At 39.5% G+C, this 23,453-nt stretch carries 21 protein-coding genes; 8 read left to right on the top strand and 13 right to left on the bottom strand.

From position 1 onward, the window contains the following. Positions 1-4 precede the first annotated feature (4 nt). Together ACWIT3_RS04765 and xthA are read right to left on the bottom strand one after the other, a co-directional pair. Complete coding sequence (locus tag ACWIT3_RS04765) at positions 5-781, bottom strand: TIGR01619 family protein (RefSeq protein ID WP_457161656.1); 777 nt, start codon at positions 779-781, stop codon at positions 5-7. A gap of 15 nt (positions 782-796) precedes the next feature. Beyond that, positions 797-1,600, bottom strand: coding sequence for an exodeoxyribonuclease III (gene xthA / locus ACWIT3_RS04760; RefSeq protein ID WP_457161655.1), 804 nt, complete (start codon positions 1,598-1,600; stop codon positions 797-799). Between the two features lie 265 nt (positions 1,601-1,865). Between xthA and acs the strand changes: the two genes are divergently transcribed. Further along, positions 1,866-3,824, top strand: coding sequence for an acetate--CoA ligase (gene acs / locus ACWIT3_RS04755; protein ID WP_457161654.1), 1,959 nt, complete (start codon positions 1,866-1,868; stop codon positions 3,822-3,824). Between the two features lie 81 nt (positions 3,825-3,905). On the opposite strand, the gene folE is transcribed toward acs, so the two are convergent. Next, a complete protein-coding gene (gene folE / locus ACWIT3_RS04750) occupies positions 3,906-4,562 on the bottom strand; it encodes a GTP cyclohydrolase I FolE (protein WP_046338542.1) in 657 nt (218 codons plus the stop codon). A 140-nt stretch (positions 4,563-4,702) separates the two neighbouring features. Between folE and moeA the strand changes: the two genes are divergently transcribed. Both moeA and moeB read left to right on the top strand, forming a co-directional pair. Then, entirely contained in the window at positions 4,703-5,926 is a 1,224-nt protein-coding gene (moeA, locus tag ACWIT3_RS04745) for a molybdopterin molybdotransferase MoeA (RefSeq protein ID WP_457161653.1), read from the top strand. 1 nt (position 5,927) lies between these two features. Then, positions 5,928-6,650: a molybdopterin-synthase adenylyltransferase MoeB gene (moeB, locus tag ACWIT3_RS04740; protein WP_457161652.1), complete on the top strand. Its 723-nt coding sequence runs from the start codon at positions 5,928-5,930 to the stop codon at positions 6,648-6,650. A 20-nt stretch (positions 6,651-6,670) separates the two neighbouring features. On the opposite strand, the gene ACWIT3_RS04735 is transcribed toward moeB, so the two are convergent. Beyond that, positions 6,671-7,258 carry a UbiX family flavin prenyltransferase gene (locus tag ACWIT3_RS04735; protein ID WP_457161651.1) on the bottom strand — a complete coding sequence of 196 codons (588 nt, stop codon included), beginning with the start codon at positions 7,256-7,258 and terminating at the stop codon, positions 6,671-6,673. A 332-nt stretch (positions 7,259-7,590) separates the two neighbouring features. On the opposite strand from ACWIT3_RS04735, the gene ACWIT3_RS04730 reads away from it, so the two are divergent. Beyond that, entirely contained in the window at positions 7,591-8,343 is a 753-nt protein-coding gene (locus ACWIT3_RS04730) for a hypothetical protein (RefSeq protein WP_457161650.1), read from the top strand. A 50-nt stretch (positions 8,344-8,393) separates the two neighbouring features. On the opposite strand, the gene purF is transcribed toward ACWIT3_RS04730, so the two are convergent. The 3 genes from purF to yfbV all read right to left on the bottom strand — a co-directional run bounded on the left by purF (position 8,394) and on the right by yfbV (position 11,010). Beyond that, positions 8,394-9,908 carry an amidophosphoribosyltransferase gene (purF, locus tag ACWIT3_RS04725; RefSeq protein WP_457161649.1) on the bottom strand — a complete coding sequence of 505 codons (1,515 nt, stop codon included), beginning with the start codon at positions 9,906-9,908 and terminating at the stop codon, positions 8,394-8,396. A gap of 16 nt (positions 9,909-9,924) precedes the next feature. Then, positions 9,925-10,416, bottom strand: a complete 492-nt coding sequence (locus ACWIT3_RS04720; protein ID WP_457161648.1) for a CvpA family protein — start codon at positions 10,414-10,416, stop codon at positions 9,925-9,927. Between the two features lie 150 nt (positions 10,417-10,566). Next, the gene (gene yfbV / locus ACWIT3_RS04715; RefSeq protein ID WP_457161647.1) at positions 10,567-11,010 is read right to left on the bottom strand and encodes a terminus macrodomain insulation protein YfbV; all 444 of its coding nucleotides are present in this window, start codon (positions 11,008-11,010) and stop codon (positions 10,567-10,569) included. Between the two features lie 286 nt (positions 11,011-11,296). On the opposite strand from yfbV, the gene ACWIT3_RS04710 reads away from it, so the two are divergent. Then, a complete protein-coding gene (locus ACWIT3_RS04710; protein ID WP_457161646.1) occupies positions 11,297-12,499 on the top strand; it encodes an acetate kinase in 1,203 nt (400 codons plus the stop codon). 70 nt (positions 12,500-12,569) lie between these two features. Continuing rightward, positions 12,570-14,708, top strand: coding sequence for a phosphate acetyltransferase (gene pta, locus ACWIT3_RS04705; protein WP_046338551.1), 2,139 nt, complete (start codon positions 12,570-12,572; stop codon positions 14,706-14,708). A 71-nt stretch (positions 14,709-14,779) separates the two neighbouring features. Here the strand turns inward: pta and rnd are convergent, their stop codons facing one another. The 5 genes from rnd to ACWIT3_RS04680 all read right to left on the bottom strand — a co-directional run bounded on the left by rnd (position 14,780) and on the right by ACWIT3_RS04680 (position 21,030). Next, the gene (rnd, locus tag ACWIT3_RS04700) at positions 14,780-15,934 is read right to left on the bottom strand and encodes a ribonuclease D (protein WP_457161645.1); all 1,155 of its coding nucleotides are present in this window, start codon (positions 15,932-15,934) and stop codon (positions 14,780-14,782) included. A 56-nt stretch (positions 15,935-15,990) separates the two neighbouring features. Beyond that, positions 15,991-17,679 (bottom strand): long-chain-fatty-acid--CoA ligase FadD, encoded by a 1,689-nt coding sequence (fadD, locus tag ACWIT3_RS04695; RefSeq protein ID WP_457161644.1) that lies wholly within the window; start codon positions 17,677-17,679, stop codon positions 15,991-15,993. 127 nt (positions 17,680-17,806) lie between these two features. Continuing rightward, positions 17,807-18,349 (bottom strand): Slp family lipoprotein, encoded by a 543-nt coding sequence (locus ACWIT3_RS04690; protein WP_457161643.1) that lies wholly within the window; start codon positions 18,347-18,349, stop codon positions 17,807-17,809. A 28-nt stretch (positions 18,350-18,377) separates the two neighbouring features. Further along, on the bottom strand, positions 18,378-19,097 hold the full coding sequence (gene tsaB / locus ACWIT3_RS04685; RefSeq protein ID WP_457161642.1) for a tRNA (adenosine(37)-N6)-threonylcarbamoyltransferase complex dimerization subunit type 1 TsaB: 720 nt from the start codon (positions 19,095-19,097) through the stop codon (positions 18,378-18,380). Continuing rightward, complete coding sequence (locus tag ACWIT3_RS04680; RefSeq protein ID WP_457161641.1) at positions 19,090-21,030, bottom strand: ATP-dependent DNA helicase; 1,941 nt, start codon at positions 21,028-21,030, stop codon at positions 19,090-19,092. The genes tsaB and ACWIT3_RS04680 overlap by 8 nt, the downstream gene beginning before the upstream one ends. A 98-nt stretch (positions 21,031-21,128) precedes the next feature. On the opposite strand from ACWIT3_RS04680, the gene ACWIT3_RS04675 reads away from it, so the two are divergent. Then, positions 21,129-21,956 carry a D-hexose-6-phosphate mutarotase gene (locus ACWIT3_RS04675; RefSeq protein WP_457161640.1) on the top strand — a complete coding sequence of 276 codons (828 nt, stop codon included), beginning with the start codon at positions 21,129-21,131 and terminating at the stop codon, positions 21,954-21,956. Between the two features lie 54 nt (positions 21,957-22,010). Here the strand turns inward: ACWIT3_RS04675 and ACWIT3_RS04670 are convergent, their stop codons facing one another. Further along, positions 22,011-22,970: an AEC family transporter gene (locus tag ACWIT3_RS04670; protein ID WP_457161639.1), complete on the bottom strand. Its 960-nt coding sequence runs from the start codon at positions 22,968-22,970 to the stop codon at positions 22,011-22,013. A 135-nt stretch (positions 22,971-23,105) separates the two neighbouring features. Here ACWIT3_RS04670 and yhbY point away from each other — a divergent pair, with 135 nt between their 5' ends. Next, complete coding sequence (gene yhbY, locus ACWIT3_RS04665; protein WP_457161638.1) at positions 23,106-23,408, top strand: ribosome assembly RNA-binding protein YhbY; 303 nt, start codon at positions 23,106-23,108, stop codon at positions 23,406-23,408. Positions 23,409-23,453 lie beyond the last annotated feature (45 nt).

Below are 23,453 nucleotides of genomic sequence, written 5' to 3'. Positions count from 1 at the left end.
TTCATTAATTCAATTGTTCTCTATCATTTATAGCATCACATTCCCAACCACTGTATTCGCCACCAAATTGATTGGCAAGTTCCTCACATTCTTCGACGACTCGAAAAATATCAGCATTATCTAAAGGCATCTCCTGCTCTAATTTGACAAGATACTTTTCCTGCTCTTCCTCTTCAAGATTGATTGGCGCGTTACTATATTGCAAGGAAACAAAATCAATGTTCTGAATATTTACCTGTTCCATAAAACGAAACATACTCTCTTCATCATCAAAATAAAAAGTATGTTCAACGACATAAGTATCAGAAAGATCACGACCATTTTGACTTAATAACGCTAATACTTCTTCCGTCGCATTCATTTTCATTTCTAATGGAGAAGGCAATAAAAAATCAAAGTAAATATCCCAATGTGGATCATCTTGACTCTCAATGTGTTCAATATAGTCAAATTGTTGTAATACATCCAGACAAGGCTCAAGGTCGTCACAATAAAAATAGAGTTGAGCCTTACCTGCTGAAAAAACATATCCCGCATATAAGGTATTGGGTAAAGCACTAAGCTGTGTTGATACTTTTAAAATCTGTGTCATTAATGTTTGATAAGCCTGATTGGTGGGCAATTCGCCATCATCCATCACCTCATATGCAAATTGAAATTGGATAATTTTATGACTCGTTTCCGAAGGAAATTTCGTTAAAATATCAAGATTCACAGAAAAGATGGCAAGTTTATCATTCACTAATGAGCGATAATGTTGCCAGCTTTGTTCTAATGTCATGGGATTACCTTAACCTTATTTAAATACAGCCCAAACTGGCGCATGATCAGAAGGCTTATCCATCGCACGAATATCTAATGCGATCCCAGTATCTACGCAACGCTCTGCTAAACTCTGATTAGCAATAATATGATCAATGCGTAAACCTCGATTATCATCAAATCCTTTAGAACGGTAATCAAACCACGAGAATTTATCATTGACCTCTGGATGTAAATAACGGAAGGTATCCACTAAACCATAACGATACAAACGATTCATCCATTCTCTTTCTTCTGGTAAGAAAGAACATTTTCCTGTGCGTAGCCAACGTTTACGATTTTCATCACCAATCCCAATATCTAAGTCAGTCGGACTGATATTCATATCCCCCATAATAATAATAGGATTCTCGGCATTGTGGTCCTTTTCTAAATACTGTTGCAAATCGGCATAGAATTTTTCTTTAGCGGGAAATTTGGTTTCATGTTGACGACTTTCTCCCTGCGGGAAATAGCCGTTAATCACGGTCAATAAACCAAAATCCGTTTCAAAATCTGCCATAATAATACGCTTCTGGGCATCTTCAGCATCCGTTGGAAAGCCTTTACGCACTGCTTTGGGTGCCTGTTTTGTTAACAGTGCGACACCATAATGTCCTTTTTGACCATGGTGGAAAACGTGATAACCCAAGTGTTCGACCAATTCATAAGGAAAAACCTCATCTGCGACTTTAATTTCTTGCAAACCTAAAACATCTGGCTGATATTTTTCAATGATCGCTTCTAATTGATGAGGTCGAGCACGCAATCCATTAATATTAAAAGAGATAATTTTCATTCTAAATATTCCTATTTCACTTGGCATTATTTGAGCTGGTGATTATACCGAATATCGACAGCATACTGAACAACTAAACTGTGCCTTTTATTACCAGCAAATCAATAATGTGAAAAAGTCCCATTTTTTTCTGTGATTTGACTGTTTTTTTCAAAAAATGTGATCTCACGCAATAACATTTCATTAACAACCATTGAACATTTAATAAACATATTTTACATTGAAACGACTCCACAAATTATTCAAACACGATGCCGGAGGATCTATGCCGCACAATTCAATGTTAAAAGAAAATCGTATTTTCAAACCAACAGATGAATTTCGTCGTCAAGCCAATATTTCAGGCTTAGAAACTTATCAAGAGCTGTGGGAATTTGCTGATAAAGATTACCTAACGTACTGGAGTGATCTTGCCCGTGAATTGATCACGTGGAAAAAGCCGTTCATGAATATTTTTGATGACAGCAATGCCCCATTTTATAAATGGTTTTCTGATGGTACATTAAATGTTTCCTACAACTGTCTTGATCGCCATCTCCCCGACAAATCCGAAAAAACAGCCATTATTTTTGAATCAGATTTTGGTCAGGTTCAGCTTTATACTTATGCCAAATTGCATAATCGTGTTTGTCGCTTTGCCAATGCATTACGCCAATTAGGCATCAAAAAAGGAGATCGTGTCATCATTTATCTGCCAATGATCGTGGAGTCCGTCATTGCAATGCAAGCTTGTGCAAGAATTGGGGCGGTTCACTCTGTCGTTTTTGGTGGTTTTTCTGCAAGTGCCCTGCGCGATCGCATTGAGGATGCAGAGGCAACATTAGTCATCACCGCTAACGGTGGCTTGCGTGGTGGGAAAATCATTCCGTTGAAAGCCACTGTCGATGAAGCTTTAGAAATGGGCTGTAAAACCGTTGAAAACGTAGTTGTTTTCCACCGCGTAAATATCGATACACCTTGGAAAAAAGGGCGTGATTTATGGTGGGATGAATTGACAGCCAACCAACCTGCATTCTGTGAACCAGAATGGATGAATGCTGAAGATCCGTTGTTTATTCTTTATACTTCTGGGTCAACAGGCAAACCCAAAGGCATTGTACATAGTACTGGGGGCTATTTATTAGGCGCACTTAATTCTTTCCGTAATGTGTTTGATAATAAACCGAATGATATTTTCTGGTGTACTGCTGATGTAGGCTGGATTACGGGTCACTCTTACGTCTGTTATGGACCGCTTGCCAATGGTGCAACACAATTGATGTTTGAAGGTGTACCGAGTTACCCTGACCCTGGTCGCATTTGGCGTATGATACAACGTCACAAAGTGAATGTATTTTACACCTCCCCTACCTTAATCCGCTCTTTAACGCGATTAGGTGATCATATTCCGAATAAATATGACTTATCTACATTACGCTTACTTGGTAGCGTGGGCGAGCCGATTAACCCATCAGCGTGGATGTGGTTCTATGAAGTGGTTGGGAAAAGCCGCTGTCCAATCGTAGATACTTGGTGGCAAACAGAAACTGGTTCAATTATGCTTGCACCAATGCCGGGCATTATTGCGACAAAACCAGGATCTTGTACCCTCCCATTACCCGGCATTATGGCTGATGTCATTGATGAAAATGGACAAAAATGCGAGGTAGAACAAGGTGGAGCATTAGCTATTAAGCGTCCATTCCCATCAATGTTACGGACCATTTGGAACGATCCTGAACGTTATAAATCTACTTATTTTCCACAAGAATATGGTGGCAAATACTATATTGCAGGTGATAACGCCCATCGAGATAAAGATGGTTATTTTTGGATTTTAGGTCGTACCGATGATGTGTTAAATGTCTCTGGTCATCGCCTTGGTACGATGGAAATCGAATCCGCTTTAGTTGCTAATCCCAAAGTGGCAGAAGCAGCAGTAGTCGGTAAACCAGACGAAATCAAAGGAGAAGCTGTAGTAGCATTTGTGGTTTTAAACGATATTCGTCCAGAAGGTGATGAGGCGCGCCAACTAGCAGAAGAACTTAAAGCCTGGGTATCAAATGAAATTGGTAAAATTGCACGCCCTGAAGACATTCGTTTTGCCGACAACTTACCAAAAACCCGTTCTGGCAAAATTATGCGACGTTTATTACGCTCGATTGCAAAAAATGAACTGATCACACAAGATATTTCTACTTTAGAAAATCCACAAATCATTGGTCAATTACAACAGCAATGGTGATGACATAATAAAAGCCCCTTGCACAACTCAAGGGGCTTTTTGTGAATAAAGTGCGGTCAAGTGTTAAAACATTTCATTTAACTACTTATTAATCAACGTTAAAAATTCTTTGCGTGTTTCACGATCGTCTAAAAACACGCCACCAAACGCAGAAGTCACTGTATAGCTATTAGTGTCTTTAATTCCACGACATTTCACACAGAAATGGGTGGCTTTTACATACACTGCCACATCCTCAGTTTCTAAAATCGTTTGGAATGCCAATAAAATCTGTTCCGTTAAACGCTCTTGCACCTGAGGACGTTGCGCAAAGAATGATACAATCCGATTGATTTTTGAAAGACCAATAACCCATTTTTTAGGATAATACGCAACCGATACCATCCCATCAATCGTGACGAAATGATGTTCACATGTACTGGTTAATGTCACATCATTAACCAACACCATTTCGCTCACTTTCATACGGTTTTCAATATTAGTAATTTTAGGGAAATTGGCATAATCCAATCCACTAAAAATTTCGTCTACAAACATTTTCGCCAAACGGACTGGTGTTTCCTCTAAACTATCATCACGTAAATCTAAACCAATCAGTTTCATCACTTCACGCATATGGTGTTCAATCCCAGCTCGACGAGCATCTTTATCTTGCTCAAGGGAAATCATTGGGGTCTCAATCCCTTTACTTAATAATGCGTGACGGACTTTTTCTGCCTCTGGTGAAATCTTGTTCATTTAACACTCCTGATAAATAATCGGCACATTCTAGCAAACTCTGACTTAATAATAAAATGAGAAATAAAACGCTATAGGGGATGAAACGTTTTTAGTATAAAATAGCCCGTACTCTAATATGAACAAAAAGGATTCAAACTATGTTACCTCTTGAACAAGCACTAAACCAAATGCTTGAGGCGTTGCCTACGCCATCTTTACAACACCTTGAATCATGTCCGTTAGCACAAGCTGCAAATCGTATTTGTGCCGAAAACATTATTTCGCCAATTAATGTCCCATCGTTTGATAATTCAGCGATGGATGGGTATGCAGTTCGTTTAGCTGATTTAGCTCAGTCCCCCACTTTAGCCGTAGCAGGTAAATCCTTTGCAGGTAACCCTTTCACACAAGCCTGGCCAGCCATGAGCGCAGTACGTATTATGACGGGTGCAATGATTCCAGAAGGGGCTGATGCCGTAATTATGCAAGAAGAAACTGTTTTAAATGAAGATGGTAGCGTAACTTTCGTGGCAGATCGTATAAAGCTGGATCAAAATATTCGAAAAATTGGAGATGATGTCAAAGCAGGTGACATTGTTTTACCACAGGGCTCGCTCTTAAATGCGGTCTCTTTGCCTCTTTTAGCCTCTCTTGGCATTGAACGCGTCAACGTTTTCCCTCGTTTAAAAGTCGCGATTCTCTCAACAGGAGACGAACTCGTTCCAGTTGGTCAACCGCTTCAAGCTGGACAAATTTACGATACTAACCGTTTCAGCGTAAAACTCATGTTAGAAAAACTTAATTGCGATGTTCTAGACTTTGGCATTTTACCCGATGATGAACAGGCATTCGAAAACGCCTTTATTAACGCACAACGACAAGCAGATCTTGTGATTACTAGCGGCGGTGTTTCTGTGGGTGAAGCCGACTTTACCAAAACTGTTTTAGAAAAAGTAGGACAAATCAATTTCTGGAAAATTGCTATGAAACCAGGTAAGCCATTTGCCTTTGGTAAACTAGAAAATGCGTGGTTCTGCGGTTTACCAGGCAACCCTGTGTCTGCATTAGCCACCTTTTATCAATTAGTCCAACCTGTTATCGCCAAGCTCAGTGGTTATAGCCAATGGAAAGCGCCACAACGTTTTTCTGCCATTGCCGCGACGAAAATGAAAAAAGCGCCAGGTCGTTTAGATTTCCAACGTGGCTATTATCAAGTGAATAGCAATGGACAAATCGAAGTACAACCCGTAGGGTTCCAAGGCTCACATTTATTCAGCTCATTTGTGAAAAGTAACTGCTTTATCGTGTTAGAACGTGAACGTGGCAATGTAGAAGCAGGCGAAACGGTCACTATCGAGCCTTTTAATCATGTGATCCGCTAATATGACAGAGTTAAGTTATCAAGAGGAATTGCGTTATAACCGTCAATTGATTCTCAAAGCAGTGGATTTTGACGGTCAAGAACGCTTAAAAACCAGCAAAATGTTGATTGTTGGCTTGGGTGGTTTAGGTTGTGCGGCAAGCCAATATTTAGCGACAGCGGGCGTTGGTCATTTAACATTGTTAGATTTTGATACCGTGTCACTTTCTAATTTACAACGTCAAGTCCTGCACGATGACAGCCGTTTAGGCATGCCCAAAGTGGAATCTGCTCGCCTATCTTTACAACGTTTAAATCCACATATTCAAATCGACACGATAAATGAGAAACTATCTGAACACAAACTTGCAGAAATAATACCGCACTTTGATGTGGTATTAGACTGTACGGACAATGTGGATATTCGCAATCAACTTGATCGTTGTTGCCAACAAGCCAAAGTGCCATTAGTGTCGGGCGCAGCAATTCGAATGGAAGGTCAAGTCACTGTATTCACTTACGAAGAAAATACACCGACTTATCATCATCTAAGCCAATTATTTGGTGAAAATATATTAAGCTGTGTAGAAGCAGGCGTGCTTGCGCCAATTGTAGGTATCGTAGGCACCCTTCAAGCCTTAGAAGCGATTAAAGTGCGGTTAAATATCGGCAAAAATTTGTGTGGCAGACTACTAATGATTGATGGCATGACCATGTCGATTCGGGAAATAAAGTTGCCTGTTTAATACAGGCATTTTTTATGGATTTATCGAATATCCCCACCCCAACGCTGAAACAAATCCTGTGCTAATTGAATCTCAAATTGATCACATAAACGATTCACACTTTGATCTACAATATCTTGTACAGATTTAGGATGATGATAAAAGGCTGGCATTAATGGTGTAATTTGTGCGCCGATTTCAGCTGCTTGGGTCATTAAACGTAAATGCCCTAAATGCAATGGGGTTTCACGCACACACAACACTAAAGGTTTGCGCTCTTTTAAACAGACATCTGCCGCACGTGTGATTAAATCATCGGTATAACTATGCGCAATACCTGATAACGTTTTAATCGAGCAAGGCAAGATAATCATGCCTAAAGTGCGGTAAGATCCTGATGAAATTGCTGCGCCAATATCACGTACATCATAATTCACATCCGCAAGTGCTTTGACCTCTTGAATACTGTAATTTGTTTCTGCCGTGATAGTTTGTTTAGCGGCATTACTGATAATTAAATGGGTTTCAATGTACGCCACCTGTTTCAGTACTTCGAGTAGTCGAATAGCATATATTGCGCCTGATGCACCGGAGATACCAATAATTAAACGTTTCTTTTCATTTGTCATTGTGAGTTATCTCTTCTCAAAATTGGCTCATTTTATCACAGATTCATAATGATACAGTATTGCTTTCTTACTCATATGTTTTAAGTTCTCGTTCTAATAAAAAGCGCCATCTATGCGTTTTTATATGACGCTCTGTGTATCACGCGGATACACCAACACGCGAATGGATTGACGATAACCCGCCATTTGAGTGAAAGCACATAACAAAAAGCACTGAAATTATTCAATCGCTGATTTATTGGACAATAATAACCTAAAAATAGGTGGTGATTAGACCAGTTTCTTTTTTATTTAAAATAAAATTTAATTTTTCACTATCAATAGGGAAATTGATGTTAAAAAATATCAGTGATCTTATTTTCTCATCTATTTCAATGGCATTTCTTGTTATTTTAAGCTGGTCTATCGCTTATTCTTATGGATGGGGTCAATCTTATTTTTATGGTTATCCATGGTGGTATGTAGATATTCATGTGAGCAATATCGCACGCAGCATTGGTTATGTCATGTCCGTCACGTTATTACTCGCCAGTATTTCTTTCCTAACAATTTATGCCATTAGAAAACTAAAACCTTTCTTGTCTTATAACAATTTAAATCGATTAAGAGCATCAAGCCTGAGTTTTATTATGTGGCTTCCCCTCTTGATAATCGGTTTTCTATTAACTGGAAACCTAAACCACTTAATTTTAATTAGCTACCTGATTTTATTTATCAGTTTTACATTCATCATAAAAAATTATATTGAAAAATATATTCGCTATTTTAACAAAGACATCATTTTGAAATACGTCCATCAATATAAATTTTATTTAGCTATCTTAATTTATCTTTTCTTTGTTTTATTTGCGTTTGTCATCGGTTACTTTAGACCTCAATTCACTCATACTTTTGATATGGTTGAATTTAACCGAAAAATGTATTACGTTTTATCAAAATATGAAGATACGATTATTTTATCGGAAAGCATTAAAAAAGAAGGGGAAGATTTTTATATTTATCGCATTAATACAAATGTATTAAATCATATTAAAACAGGTCAAAGTGGCTATTTAGCCGATAGAAAATGTGATGAAGAACACTAAAAAAGAAAGAGAGCTCACTCGCTCTCTTTCTTATTAATTTCATGAATCACTTATTTCTCATTGTGCATTTCAAGATTCGTTGCATCTTTTTCACGCTTTTTCTTCGCGCTATCACTGCGTTGTTGTGCAATATTTTCAAGATACTCTGGTGTAATGTCACCCGTTACATAGCATCCTGTAAAGACGGAACAGTCAAATTCTTTAATCGCAGGATTTTCTTGTTGAACCGAGCCCGTTAATGCATCAAGATCTTGGAAAATTAATTTATCTACACCAATTAATTTCGCAATTTCATCAACATCTCGTCCATAAGCAATTAATTCATGCTTCGTTGGCATATCAATACCATACACATTCGGATAACGAATCTCTGGTGCAGCCGACGCAAAATAAATTTTCTTCGCGCCCGCAGCTCTTGCCATTTCAATAATTTGTTCTGATGTTGTACCACGAACAATCGAATCATCAACAAGTAGCACATTCTTATCTTTGAATTCTGAGGCAATGGTATTGAGTTTACGACGTACTGAACTGACACGCTGTGCTTGACCTGGCATAATGAAGGTACGACCAACATAACGGTTTTTGACGAAGCCTTGACGATAAGGTTTATTGAGTACACGAGCAATACGTAACGCAATATCATTTGAGGTTTCAGGTACTGGAATTACGACATCAATATCATCTACATCAGCCCATTCACGTGCAATTTTCTCACCTAAACGCTGTCCCATATGCACACGTGCTGCGTAGACTGATACGCCATCGATACAAGAATCTGGACGTGCAAAATAAACATATTCAAAGATACAAGGCGTCAATTTTGGATTTTCAGCACATTGTTCTGAATACAATTTACCGTCAAACGTCACATAAATGGCTTCACCCGGCTGTACATCACGAACAAATTCAAACCCCACCGTATCAAGTGCGATACTTTCAGAAGCAAACATATAATCTGTTTTACCTTGTTCTTCTCGTTTACCTAAAACGAGCGGACGAATACCATGAGGATCACGAAATGCCACCATACCATGTCCAATGATCATTGCTACACAAGCATAAGCACCGCGGATAGTTTTATGTGTTTGTTTAATCGCTGTGAAAATGTCTTCAGGTTCTAATTGGTATTTTTCAAATTTATCAAGGTGGTTTGCTAAGATGTTCAGCAATAATTCTGAATCGGAATTTGTATTGACATGACGACGTGCAAGTCTAAATAGTTTTTCTTTTAATTCGGCAGAATTCGTTAAATTACCATTATGTACTAAAGTTAAACCATAAGGCGAATTCACATAAAAAGGCTGTGCTTCAGAGACACTAGAACTGCCTGCCGTTGGATAACGGACATGCCCAATCCCCGCATTACCTTGTAGACGTAACATATGGACTTGCTCGAATACATCACTGACTAGCCCATTTGCTTTTCGTAAACGAAATCGATTTTCGTCGTCGACTGTCACGATGCCTGCAGCATCTTGTCCACGATGCTGTAATAATGTTAACGCATCATAAATTAATTGATTAACAGGGCTTTGACTCACTATACCGACAATACCACACATTCGTGTTTATCCTCTATTATTTATTTAAAGTTGAATTTATAAAACTAGAACTTGCTTGTAATTGCTGAAAAAACCATTCAACAATAAAGGCAAAGTGGGGGATTAACTTTGATTCTTTCCACCAAACACTTTGACTGAAATTCGTAAAGGTATCCATAAAGAATAACAATGCAGCCACAATGAGCACACCGCGTAACAGACCAAAACACGCGCCAAGTACACGGTCGGTGCCTGTTAACCCCGTTTTATCGACTAACGTACCCAAAATGTAATTGACGATTGCACCAACAAGTAATGTTGCAATAAATAAAATCGCTATTGCTGTTCCATTACGGATATAAAGTGACTCAATTTGTGTTAAATACTGTGCTAGGTAAGGATAAAAGTGGCTTGCCACCATAAAGGCAACAACCCAACTCACCAATGACATCACTTCTCGTATAAATCCACGTAATAGACTGATAATAATCGAAAATACAATTATGGCGATGATAATATAATCAATCATGGGCATATCTCTAAAAATGCTCGAATTCTGCCTGCGCTATTCTACAAAAAAAGAAAACGTTTGCGTAGTACAAAATTCAAGAAAGTTGAACAAAAATCAAAAATAAAAAGTAGGACACCATCATGTGACAACCTATCCTTTATATGCTTGCTATAGCTCTTGCCAAAATGCCTTATCTAATCGGCGCTGTGCTTTTGTCAGCACATCGGCTAAATGCTGGTAGGTTGGCTGTACATTCATCACGGGAAGGGATTCATTAACTTGCTTCAATCGCTCACAAATTTCATAAAACCAATGCGCACTTTGTGGCGACAAAGGGGTAATTGCACGTTTACCCAGCCAATATAACCCCTGTAAAGGAAGACATAACGCAAAAATCGCGCTCAAGATCGCAATAGCAAATGCCGCCATATCTGATTTTGCATAAAACTGCTGCCAAGTGATCGCAAATACGGCTAAAAAGGGCATAAATTTTTGTGCAAAGACAGTGGCTTTAATGATTCGATTTTCGGGGAAAATCATCCCTAGCTTACTTTCCAATGGCCAACTTTTCAAATAATGCTGACCTTTTTTTAAAAAAATAAAAAAACGCATATGTTGTGATATCGTACCTTTGTGACCGAGAATAACTGGCTAAACATACCATAGTTTGTTCAAATATTCAGCTCAATTTCACTCTCCTGTTTTACCATTGCTGGTTGTTTGTTAAATCTGTTTAAAAATTGATGATTTTTTTGATAAATGTCTAATTTTTGGCTTTTTGTGAATTTATTTTATAGGATGAAAGGTGTATTCTATAGCCATCAGATTTTCGTCTGCCTATTCGCTCAACTATCGAGCGAATAAATTTTTTAACTTAAAATCAAATTATAGGTCTCTTATGTCTCAAAAATTAGTCCTAATCTTAAACTGTGGTAGTTCTTCATTAAAATTTTCTATTTTAGACCCGCAAACTGGTGATGAAAAATTGTCAGGTTTAGCAGAAGCTTTTCATTTAGATGATGCTCGTATTAAATGGAAATTACACGGTGAAAAAGGTAATGCTGATTTAGGTGCAGGTGCTGCACATAGTGAAGCACTTAACTTTATTGTGAACCATATTTTCCCATTAGACCCATCATTAAAAGAAGATATCGTTGCAATTGGCCATCGTATCGTTCATGGTGGCGAGAAATTTACATCTTCTGTCGTGATTACAGATGAAGTGGTCAAAGGCATCCAAGACGCCGTTCAATTCGCGCCACTGCATAACCCTGCACATTTAATTGGTATTGAAGAAGCGTTTAAAATGTTCCCACATTTAAAAGAAAAAAATGTGGCAGTTTTTGATACAGCATTCCACCAAACTATGCCAGAGGAAGCCTATTTATATGCTCTTCCTTATTCACTTTATAAAGAACATGGCGTACGCCGTTATGGTGCTCACGGTACCAGTCACTTCTTTGTAAGCCAACAAGCAGCAGAACGCTTAAATGTCCCAGCCAATAAAATTAATGTTATCACTTGCCACTTAGGTAACGGTGCTTCAGTTGCAGCGGTTCGTCACGGTGAATGTATTGATACGTCTATGGGGTTAACACCATTAGAAGGATTAGTCATGGGAACGCGCTCAGGAGATATTGATCCTGCGATCGTATTCTATCTACATGATAACTTGGGGCTTTCTGTAGCAGAAATTAATACGTTATTAACTAAAAAATCAGGTTTACTCGGTTTAACTGAAGTCACTAGCGATTGCCGTTATTCAGAAGATAACTACGATAAAGAAGCTCCAGCAAAACGTGCATTAGATGTTTTCTGCTATCGTTTAGCAAAATATATCGGTTCTTATATGGCAGTCATTGGAGAGCGTTTAGATGCTATTGTCTTTACAGGTGGCATTGGCGAAAACTCCTCTTTAGTGCGTGAATTAACTTTAAACCACTTAAAACTCTTTGGATACCAAATTGATACAGAGAAAAATAAAGCCGCACGTTTTGGTCATGAAGGTGTGATTACTGCAGATAATACTCCTGTTGCAATGGTTATTCCAACTAACGAAGAACTTGTTATTGCACAAGATACAGCTCGTCTTTGTATCTAAAAAATCAACGAACTGCCGATTTATCGGCAGTTTCTTTTTATATCAATAATCAACAAAATTAAGGTTTATTATGTCCCGTACAATTATCCTTATTCCAATTAGCGCTGGCGTTGGTTTAACAAGTGTAAGCTTAGGCTTAACTCATGCTCTTGAGCAAAAAGGCGCAAAAGTAGGTTTCATGAAACCTATCTCACAACCCAACTCTGGTGAAGATACTATCGATCGTACTACCTCTATTATTCGTACCAGTACCACGATTGAAACCGCTGAACCTTTCATGCTCAGCGTTGCAGAATCATTAATCGGTCAAAATCAATCTGATGTAGTGCTAGAGAAAATTGTTGAAAATCATCAACAACTTGCAAAAAGTAACGAGATTGTTGTCGTTGAAGGCTTAATTCCAACACGTAAACATTCTTATGCGAATAGCATCAACTATGAAATTGCACAGGCTCTAGATGCCGAAATTATTTTAGTTGCGGCGCCCGCGACTGAGACGCCTGCTGAATTAAAAGAACGTATTAAGGCAGCTGCATCGCTGTTTGGCGGAAAAAACAATCCTAACTTATTAGGTGTCGTAATCAATAAATTTAACGCACCAATTGATGAATCAGGTCGTACACGCCCAGATTTAGCTGAAATTTTTGATTCATTCCAACACACGCAAAATCAAGTCTCTGAGATTTATCAATTATTTGATAAAAGCCCAATTAAAATTCTCGCATGTATTCCTTGGAGTGCGGACTTAATTGCGACCCGTACAATTGACTTAGCAAAACACCTAGGGGCAGCCATTATTCATGAGGGTGCAATTAATGAGCGCCGTATTCGTGGTATTACGTTCTGTGCACGTAACTTAACGAACATGGTTGAACATTTCCGTGTGGGGAGTTTATTGGTCACTTCAGCAGACCGTCCAGATGTGATTGTTGCTGCTGCCTTAGCCGCAAGTAACGGTGTGGAAATTGCAGGTGTACTTTTAACTGGTGGTTATAAAATTGATAACCAGATCAAAAAGTTGTGTCAACACGCGATTGAAAGTACGGGCTTGCCTGTATTCCGTGTTGAAGGAAACACATGGCAGACTGCTCTTGCTCTACAAAGCTTTAATTTAGAAGTTCCAGTTGATGATAAAGATCGTATTGAGAAAATCAAACATTACATCAGTGATCTCATTGACAGTGAATTTATTGATTCACTTGCAACGGCCTCTTCTCGCTTACGTCGCTTATCTCCACCTGCATTCCGTTTCCAATTGACTGAACTCGCGCGTCAAGCACAAAAGCGTATTGTGTTACCTGAAGGTGATGAGCCTCGTACAGTCAAAGCCGCCTCACTTTGTGCTGAACGCGGTATTGCAGAATGTGTGCTTTTAGCGAGCCCAGAAGCAGTGATGCGTGTTGCAGAAGCACAAGGTGTACAATTAGGCAAAGGCATTACTATCATTGATCCTGCAACAGTACGTGAAAATTATGTTGCTCGCTTAGTGGAATTACGCAAAAACAAAGGCATGACCGAAGATTCCGCACGTGAACAATTAGAAGATAACGTTGTATTAGGTACGATGATGCTAGAAGCAAATGAGGTAGATGGTTTAGTATCAGGTGCAGTCCATACTACAGCCAACACAATTCGTCCTCCAATGCAAATTATCAAAACAGCACCAGGCAACTCTATTGTTTCTTCTATCTTCTTTATGTTGTTGCCAGACCAAGTGTTAGTTTACGGTGACTGTGCAGTGAATCCAGATCCAACCGCAGAACAATTAGCTGAAATTGCAATTCAATCGGCTGACTCCGCAAAAGCATTTGGTATTGATCCTAAAGTTGCGATGATCTCTTACTCAACAGGTACATCTGGAAGTGGTGCCGATGTAGAAAAAGTGAAAGAAGCAACCCGCCTTGCTCAAGAAAAACGTCCAGATTTAATCATTGATGGTCCATTACAATACGATGCGGCCGTGATGGAAGATGTGGCTCGTTCTAAAGCACCAAACTCCCCAGTTGCAGGTAAAGCGACTGTATTTATCTTCCCAGATCTGAATACAGGTAACACCACTTATAAAGCGGTACAACGTTCAGCAGATCTTGTTTCGATTGGACCAATGTTACAAGGTATGCGTAAACCAGTAAACGACTTGTCTCGTGGTGCCTTGGTTGATGATATTGTTTACACCATTGCGCTCACTGCAATTCAAGCAACACAATAATTTTCATCTTTCCATAAAAAACCGCACTTTTATGTTTAAAAGTGCGGTTTATTTTTTACAAAATTTGAAAACTATGCCTCTCCTTTAAGGACTGGCAATAATGCTAGACCAAATTGTCGTCGCCAGCCAATCATCAAATCGGGTAACTTATCTTCTGCTTCTTGATCTAACCAAACCCACTTAATCAAACTTTCCAAACTTCTTTTACTCGCAATCACATCAAGTGCCAATGTTTGAGGTGCAATCACTTTTAATTTTTGTTGCAGTGCTTTGAGTACTTTTTTATAACGAGGATCATCCGCAATACGCACAATCGGCATTGGATAATCGATTGGATCATTTTTTTTAGTTTGTAAAAGGAGTTGGAGTAGCTTTTTACCATGAATACGTACTTCTTGGGCGGTTAATCCGAGTTCCAGTAATTCGGAAGTATGCTTAGGATTATATTTAGCCACTTGCCACAAATGTTCTGAACGCACGACAAAGTTCAACGCTAAATCCCGTTTCATAGCCTCTTCTTGTCGCCATTTTGCAATGACTTTCAAACGCATTAACTGCTCTGAATTTAAACGCCAAGCATTTGGAATCGTCAAATAAGCCGTGTCTGGTGATTTAGCTTGCTCTCTTTTCGCTAATAACAATTCACAATCATTTTCTACCGCACGTTGCCAAGGTGTTTTAGCCAATGCCTGTTGCATTTGATGATAAAGAGGCAGCAAATACCAAACATCTGCCGCTGCATAAACAAGTTGTTTTTCCGATAAAGGACGCGCTAACCAATCCGTACGGGAGGCCCCCTTATCAATTTCTATTTGAAAATAATGTTGAATTAATGTAGCTAAGCCAGTGGAATTTGGAAAGTTTAAAAAACTTGCCATAATCTGTGTATCACACATCGGCACAGGGGCTTGCCCAAAATGATGTAAAAAAACCTCTAAATCCTCACTGCTCGCATGCAATACTTTTAGGACTGCCGTATTTGCAAGTAAGGCGATAAAAGGTGAAAAATCCTGAATAGGTAGCGGATCAATTAAACTTACTTGATCACCATCATAGAGTTGGATCAAGCCTAGCTTAGGATACAATGTGCGCACACGAATAAATTCGGTATCTAATGCTACAACTGATTTTTGCTGTGCTAAATCACAAACTTCAGCTAATCCCAAGTCCGTGTTAATAACAGTAAAGTGCGGTCTATTTTTAATTTCTTTTAATTGAATGTTCATCTTAATACGACAAATTGGGGGCTTGCTCGCCCCCAATAAAATGAAATGAATAAAAATCAAGCTACTGGACGTTTTGCCAGTTCCTCATCACGTAATACACGACGTAAAATTTTACCCACATTGCTTTTTGGTAACTCGTCACGGAATTCAATCTCTTTTGGAACTTTATATCCCGTCAAATATTGACGACAATGTTTACGTAACTCATCTCGAGTTAGACTTTCATCTTTTTTCACCACAAAAATTTTAATAGTTTCACCAGAAACTTCATGTGGTACGCCAATTGCTACGACTTCTGAGACTTTATAATTGAGCATGACAACATCTTCAATTTCATTTGGATAAACATTAAATCCTGACACTAAAATCATGTCTTTTTTACGATCAACGATACGAAGATAGTAATCTTTATCCATGATAACAATGTCCCCAGTTGCCATCCAACCATCTTTCAATACTTCTGCCGTTGCTTCTGGTCGTTGCCAATACCCTTGCATCACTTGAGCACCTTTTACCCACAATTCCCCAGGTTCGCCTAATGCGGCTTCATGCCCATCTTCTTTAACAATACGAACATCAGTATTCGGCACAGGCACACCAATACTGCCATTGTGTTTCACCATATTAATTGGGCAAGCTGCGATGAGAGGTGAGCATTCAGTCATCCCATATCCTTCAATGATGTTACATCCTGTGGTTTCATGCCATCGTGTTGCAACAGATTGTTGAATAGACATCCCACCACCGACAGATAATTTCAAGGCGGAAAAATCCACTTCTTTGAAATTTTCGTTATTCAACAAGGCATTAAATAACGTATTTACCCCTGTAATTGCTACAAAACGATGTTTTTTCAATTCTTTTACAAAACCATCAATATCACGAGGATTAGTAATCAATACGCCTGTGATCCCTAACTCAATGAATAATAAACAGTTTACTGTCAGCGCAAACACATGATAAAGCGGTAGCGCAATGATTGCTTTGCGTTCTTTACTGCGATCACCAACAAATGGCTCAGCAATCCAGTTAGCTTGGAATAAATTGACGATAATATTGCCATGTGAAAGCATTGCGCCTTTCGCAACTCCTGTTGTTCCCCCTGTATATTGTAAGAATGCTAAATCTTTACGCTCAACTTGAGGACGAACATATTGGCGATGTTTCCCAATACTCAATACTTCACGGAAAGTCACAGCATTAGGTAACTTATATTTTGGGACTAATTTTTTAATGTATTTTACGACAAAGTTAACTAATGTCCGCTTACCGAAAGAAAGCTGATCGCCCATTCGAGTTAAAATGACGTGTTTTACATCGGTATTAAAAACGACTTTTTCTAACGTAGACGCAAAATTTGAGACCACAACAATGGCACTTGCACCACTGTCTTTAAGTTGGTGTTCTAATTCTCGTGGTGTATAAAGTGGATTCACATTCACTACGACCATACCCGCTCTTAATACACCAAACAACGCAATAGGATATTGCAGTAAGTTCGGCATCATGAGCGCGACACGATCACCTCGTTTAAGTTTTAATTCATTTTGTAAATACGCAGCAAACGCACGACTGCGTTCTTCTAATTTACGGAAGGTTAGCACCTGCCCCATATTAATATATGCGGCACGGTCAGGATGCTGACGAACAGCATTATCAAACATATCAAGAAGAGAGTCATATTTTGAGGTATCTAACTCCCTCGGTAAACTGTCAGGGTAATTCTTAAACCAAGGTTTTTCCATGTTATATCCTTATTTTTTTCAACAAAAATAAGCTCAAATTATAACGCATTGTCGCTTGTGTACGAAATAAGAAATTTCATGACTGGTCGAACCAATTAACTTACATCAATGTGCTTATTTATGTCATTTAGTATAAAACATAGCGTAATCGCGGTTCAGGTCGCCAAAATGGATAACCCCATCCTTTACGACGACTTTCGCGCCAATCCGCCATTTCCTCTGGATCATAGTAGTATTCTTCGACTAATTTCCACACTTTATAATGCGCAGCTTGTATCACGGGATAAGGGTACTCAACTTGATCAATTTTGCCTATTTCTTGCCCTTTTAATATTCCTTTTACAGTAATAAATTGTGCTTTTAAGCGTTCTGGATCAAGAAACCCTTCGAGATACACAATAAAACGCCCATTCGTTTCCGCCTCAAGCATCGGTTTCGCCGATAAGGAAACTAGCGGTAAACTTAATACTTCAAGTTTCATTTGTCCTTTTAATGCCGTGGCAGATAATATTTTTCCCCCTAAACGTGCTGATTTACATTGACAAGCATAGTCCTGTTTTGTGATGGTATCGAGTTGCTGTAGCGTCAATTCATCACGTTCTAGCCCTTTCGGTGCCATGATACAGCCACTTAACAAAAAAGACAGAAAAAGTGCGGTGAGTTTTTTCATGCTTTACCTCCAGTTTATATTTCGTGCGTTATTCACGACCAGGTAATTTTTTCCATGTGACTTCATTGCGTAAATAAATCGGTTCAATCTCTAATGCAGTGATGACGTGTTTTTGTTGCCATAGCGGTAGGGCCAAGGACAACATATATTGTGCTGAAGGCAATAAAATGTCCGTTGTTTTATCTTCAGCTAAAGCGGTTAACTCAGAATAAGCTGACCAACCTGTTCCGACCGTATGCCATGTGCCTGTCAGAGACGACAATTGTGCTACAACAGAAGCAGGGCTTGCCACTTGCTCTTCAATCACTTCTTGCCACACGATCCCCTCGCCCAATGTACCAAACACTTTTTGCGCTTTCCATTGAGCAAAATAGACTTCATTCATACGAGCATCAATCGCTGTTAAAACCTGTTCTGCACCAAGCTGTTCGTAAGCTGCCTGAGCCATTGCGGCTAAATTTGAAATCGGGATAACAGGTAATTCAGCTCCTAATGCCAGTCCTTGAGCAATCCCTGCCCCAACCCGCACGCCTGTAAAACTGCCTGGTCCGCGCCCAAACACTAAGCCATCGACTTGTTTTAAACTCAGACCAGATTGCGCTAAGATCTGATCGATCATAGGTAAAATTCGCTTCGTATGTGTACGTTGTGCTAATTCTTCTAATACGGTTTTTTCACCTTTATGTAGTAGCGCCACTGAACAGGCTTCAGTTGACGTATCTAATGCTAATAACGTTACATTATTCATCTTGTTGTCCATCTTGAATTGCTGTCAAAAATTGTACCACTTTGTTGAGATCTCGGGTACGTTTTGAATTGGGTAAACTTTTTAAAAATGTGGCGCCGTAGCTACGCATCACTAAACGGCTGTCACAAATCATCACCACACCACGATCCGTCACATCACGAATTAATCGCCCGACCCCTTGTTTTAGGCTGATGACGGCTTCAGGAATCTGAATATCATTAAAAGGATCACCGCCTTGTAAACGACAATCTTCAATACGAGCTTTTAACAACGGCTCATCTGGCGCAGTAAAAGGTAATTTATCGATAATCACTAGAGACAGTGCATCACCTCGCACATCAATCCCTTCCCAAAAGCTCGATGTCGCGACTAAGACAGCATGCGGCTCTGAAATAAACTGATCGAGCAATTTTGTTTTTGCGGTCTCTCCTTGTAGTAAAACACACAATTGGCTCTGTTCTCGAAAAAATTCTGCTAGACCTCGCATCATGACATAAGAAGTACATAATACGAAACAGCGCCCTTGGTTTGCTTCAATCACGGGTAATAGCATATTGCCAAGCTGTTTTAGGGTATGGGATTGATTGCTACTCGGTAAATAACGCGGTACGCACAATAATGATTGTTCAGGATAATTAAAAGGGCTGGGTAGAATTTTTTGAGTAGCATCAGTAATCCCTAAACGTTGACAAAAATGTGTAAAGGATCCTCCCACTTCAAGCGTCGCTGAAGTAAAAATCCATGCACTTTCACGCTTTTGCATTTCTTCACTGAATTTGTCTGCCACCGTAAGCGGTGTGATATGTAAAGCGAACTGTCGCCCCACCGCTTCATACCAATAGCAATAGCCCGTAATCGCTGTTTCCGTCAAGCGTTTTACTTGTATTTTTACAGCTTCAAGGCGTTCAAAAATACTATCTAATGTTTGCGAGCGACCTAATGCCAACTTCACGACTTCTGACACAAATTCAATTTTGTCTTGCAGATGCTCAAAACGTGCTTTGATAGCCGCTTGTGCCAATCCCTCACGCCAATTTCCACGTACATTACCTTCACCTAGTACCAAACGAAAATCCTGTATGGTTTTTAATAAATGATCAGATGCTGTGCCGAGTTGTGCCATATCTTTTATTTCTGTACGATACACAATATTGATGTCTTTACACAGATCAAATAATTGGCGAGAGGTGAGCGATTGCCCGAAATACTGGCTGGCGATATCTGGCAATTGGTGTGCTTCATCGAACACAATCACTTCCGCTTGTGGAATCAGTTCGCCGAAACCAGTTTCTTTGACCGCGAGATCGGCAAAAAATAAATGATGATTCACAACCACTAAATCTGCATTCAGCGCTAGCTTGCGTGCAGCGGCAACATAACAGTCTGCATAATTAGGACAATCAGTCCCTAAGCAACTGTCTGCGGTACTGGTTAATTGAGGCAAAATCGGACTGTCCTCTGCTAATTCAACACACTCCGTAAGATCGCCTGTTTTGGTCGCATTATTCCATTGTCGAACTTTCGCTAAATCTGCCAGAACAGCACGATCGCCTAATACACCTTGTGCGATTAATTGATCTAGCCGCTCTAAACATAAATAATTTGCTCGCCCCTTTAATAATGCAATTTTTCCCGTGTAAGCCAAGGCATTTTTAATCGCGGGTAAATCTCGTTTGAATAATTGGTCTTGTAGATTTTTTGAACCTGTTGAAATAATAGTCTTTTTCTTTGCAAATAGTGCAGGCGCGAGATAAGCAAAGGTTTTTCCCGTACCAGTTCCTGCTTCGATGACTAACGTTTTTCGCTGTTTAATCGCTTGTGCTACCGCACTTGCCATCTCAATTTGCTCTGCGCGTGGACGAAAGCCATGAATATGTTGGCTCAGCGCACCTTGTTCAGAAAAGACCTTGATTATTTGTTCAATATTCGCCATTATTTTTCAAATTCATTTTTACATTGTGTCTTAGTGTAGCAGATTTTCCCTCTGCGCTAAATAATATACTGAATAAAAGAACAGTATCATGAGGTTTTATGCAACATTCAATTTCTCCCCAATTCATCAAGCAACTAGCGCCAGCCCTGTGCTTATATCACTATAATCAAATTCCTGTTATCGCACTTCAACACCCAGTTGGCTCAGCCCTAATCTCGCTACAAGGAGCTCAATTACTCAGTTGGACCCCTACTGCTGCTCAACAAGATGTCATTTGGTTAAGCGAAGTAGAACCCTTTCAATTAGGTCAAGCGATCCGAGGTGGTATACCTCTTTGTTACCCTTGGTTTGGTCCAGTAAATTCCCCTGCACATGGTACTGCCCGAATTCGCTTATGGCATCTGACTGATTACCAACTTAACTCAGAGGAAGTGCGGTTAGTTTTCTGTTTATTTGACGATGACCATCTGATTGAAGCAAAACTGGAAATCGTATTTAACCAAGATTGTCAATTAACTTTCCAGCATTATGGCACTGAAACAGCCCAAGTAGCCTTGCATAGTTACTTTCGTGTGGGTGAGATCGAACAAATTGAAATACAAGGTTTACCAACAACCTGCCTCAGCAATATCACAAAACAAGTAGAACAAGTTCCATCACCTCGAGTGATTAGCGAAAATGTAGATTGTATTTATTCGATTCAACATCCTGAAACAACGCTGATCGATCAGGCGTTGGCACGTCAAATTGTGCTAACCCATCATCAAGCTTCTGATGTGGTGCTGTGGAATCCTTGGCATAAATCAACCAGTAATATGAGCCAAACAGGCTACAAAACGATGGTTTGTATCGAAACGGGACGAATTAGCCACACGCTCAATACTGGCGATCAGGTCTCCGTCACCATCAAAGTGCGGTCTAATTAAACACAAGTTCAGAGGCAAGGAAACTGCCTCTTCTTACGTCCATATGGGTGTACGTTATATCCAGCCCAGCTGCGTTAAAATTAACAAGCCTAATGAAGAAGAGACAATCGCACCTAATGTTGTTAACGCAATAATATTGGCTGCACTGGTCCCTTCACCTCCCATGCCACGCACCATCGCATATGCAATTGTCGCCATCGGAGTGGCAGCCATTAGAAACAAGATCCCCATATTCATCCCTGATAAGCCGAAAAGTTTCCCTATCCCCACCATCAAAATAGGGGCGATAACAATACGTGCTGTACTCCCCCAGAGCACCGTACGAGAAACGCTGCCAATGCCTTTAAATTTCACACTGGCTCCCGCACAAATCAGTGCCAGTGGTAAGGTCATACTGGCTAAATAATTACCAGTTGTTTGTAATGTTTTAGGAAAAGTTAACTCAATACCATTTACAACATAACCTAACACGATTGCAATAATTAAAGGGTTCTTGAACACATTTTTCAACATGCCCAACATGCTGACACGTCCATCTGAAAACGCTCGATTTAATGTAATCACGCCCAATACGTTAAATAAGAAAATCGTGGCTGCCGCATAAATAGAGGCTGGAGCCAACCCAGCTTCCCCATACGCATTAATACACAGCGCTAATCCTAGAATCCCATGATTACCACGGTATACACTTTGTACAAAAGTACCTCGTTCTTGTTTTTCTACAATATACTTCGCGGCAACCCATTCCGCGATAATAAAAAGTAACAAAGTCCCCGTAAAACTCGCAGTAATCGGGAGCAATTGACGACGAAAATCCACGGGATTATTGGTAATATTTAAAAACAATAAGATGGGTAACGTAATATTGAAAATAATTTTTGTTGCTTGCCCAGTAAACTTATCATCCACGATCCGCCGTTTTTGTAGCAAGACACCTAGCAATAACATTAACACTGTCGGCAGAGTCACACTCATTGAAAATAAAAAAGACGAATAAAAATCCGTGTTGTGCATAGTAATTTACCTGTATTGAATCAAATTGCTTTCTCTGAATGCCATTTGCGGTTAGAATTGCGCAATTACGCAGGTCATTATGCAATAATTTTGGCGAAGATGACCGCACTTTTTTCTCTTTGATTAGGATAAATTATGTCGATTACATTATCTACCAAACAAAAACAATTTTTAAAAGGTCTCGCCCATCATCTCAATCCCGTCGTAATGATTGGTAACAACGGGTTAACAGAAGGTGTCGTCGCAGAAATTGACAATGCCTTAGAACATCACGAATTAATTAAAGTCAAAATTGCAGGGGCAGATCGCGAAGTGAAGCAATTGATTATTGATGCAATCGTACGTGAAACCCGTGCTTGTGCAGTACAAACAATTGGTCATATTTTAGTGCTTTACCGCCCAAGCCAAGAGCCTCACATTCAGCTACCTCGCAAATAACACAACACATACATAAAATAAAACGGTCTCTCTGCCGTTTTATTT

It is taken from the genome of Pasteurella sp. P03HT, from assembly GCF_054052285.1.
Note: the sequence above shows the minus strand (reverse complement) of the source record. Positions and strands in the feature narration are given on the sequence as shown.

What these genes read in the sequence shown, in the direction of transcription:
- ACWIT3_RS04765 (WP_457161656.1), bottom strand. Translation starts at nt 781, where the DNA reads ATGACATTAGAACAAAGCTGGCAACATTATCGCTCATTAGTGAATGAT.
- xthA (WP_457161655.1), bottom strand. Translation starts at nt 1,600, where the DNA reads ATGAAAATTATCTCTTTTAATATTAATGGATTGCGTGCTCGACCTCAT.
- acs (WP_457161654.1), top strand. Translation starts at nt 1,866, where the DNA reads ATGCCGCACAATTCAATGTTAAAAGAAAATCGTATTTTCAAACCAACA.
- folE (WP_046338542.1), bottom strand. Translation starts at nt 4,562, where the DNA reads ATGAACAAGATTTCACCAGAGGCAGAAAAAGTCCGTCACGCATTATTA.
- moeA (WP_457161653.1), top strand. Translation starts at nt 4,703, where the DNA reads ATGTTACCTCTTGAACAAGCACTAAACCAAATGCTTGAGGCGTTGCCT.
- moeB (WP_457161652.1), top strand. Translation starts at nt 5,928, where the DNA reads ATGACAGAGTTAAGTTATCAAGAGGAATTGCGTTATAACCGTCAATTG.
- ACWIT3_RS04735 (WP_457161651.1), bottom strand. Translation starts at nt 7,258, where the DNA reads ATGACAAATGAAAAGAAACGTTTAATTATTGGTATCTCCGGTGCATCA.
- ACWIT3_RS04730 (WP_457161650.1), top strand. Translation starts at nt 7,591, where the DNA reads ATGTTAAAAAATATCAGTGATCTTATTTTCTCATCTATTTCAATGGCA.
- purF (WP_457161649.1), bottom strand. Translation starts at nt 9,908, where the DNA reads ATGTGTGGTATTGTCGGTATAGTGAGTCAAAGCCCTGTTAATCAATTA.
- ACWIT3_RS04720 (WP_457161648.1), bottom strand. Translation starts at nt 10,416, where the DNA reads ATGATTGATTATATTATCATCGCCATAATTGTATTTTCGATTATTATC.
- yfbV (WP_457161647.1), bottom strand. Translation starts at nt 11,010, where the DNA reads ATGCGTTTTTTTATTTTTTTAAAAAAAGGTCAGCATTATTTGAAAAGT.
- ACWIT3_RS04710 (WP_457161646.1), top strand. Translation starts at nt 11,297, where the DNA reads ATGTCTCAAAAATTAGTCCTAATCTTAAACTGTGGTAGTTCTTCATTA.
- pta (WP_046338551.1), top strand. Translation starts at nt 12,570, where the DNA reads ATGTCCCGTACAATTATCCTTATTCCAATTAGCGCTGGCGTTGGTTTA.
- rnd (WP_457161645.1), bottom strand. Translation starts at nt 15,934, where the DNA reads ATGAACATTCAATTAAAAGAAATTAAAAATAGACCGCACTTTACTGTT.
- fadD (WP_457161644.1), bottom strand. Translation starts at nt 17,679, where the DNA reads ATGGAAAAACCTTGGTTTAAGAATTACCCTGACAGTTTACCGAGGGAG.
- ACWIT3_RS04690 (WP_457161643.1), bottom strand. Translation starts at nt 18,349, where the DNA reads ATGAAAAAACTCACCGCACTTTTTCTGTCTTTTTTGTTAAGTGGCTGT.
- tsaB (WP_457161642.1), bottom strand. Translation starts at nt 19,097, where the DNA reads ATGAATAATGTAACGTTATTAGCATTAGATACGTCAACTGAAGCCTGT.
- ACWIT3_RS04680 (WP_457161641.1), bottom strand. Translation starts at nt 21,030, where the DNA reads ATGGCGAATATTGAACAAATAATCAAGGTCTTTTCTGAACAAGGTGCG.
- ACWIT3_RS04675 (WP_457161640.1), top strand. Translation starts at nt 21,129, where the DNA reads ATGCAACATTCAATTTCTCCCCAATTCATCAAGCAACTAGCGCCAGCC.
- ACWIT3_RS04670 (WP_457161639.1), bottom strand. Translation starts at nt 22,970, where the DNA reads ATGCACAACACGGATTTTTATTCGTCTTTTTTATTTTCAATGAGTGTG.
- yhbY (WP_457161638.1), top strand. Translation starts at nt 23,106, where the DNA reads ATGTCGATTACATTATCTACCAAACAAAAACAATTTTTAAAAGGTCTC.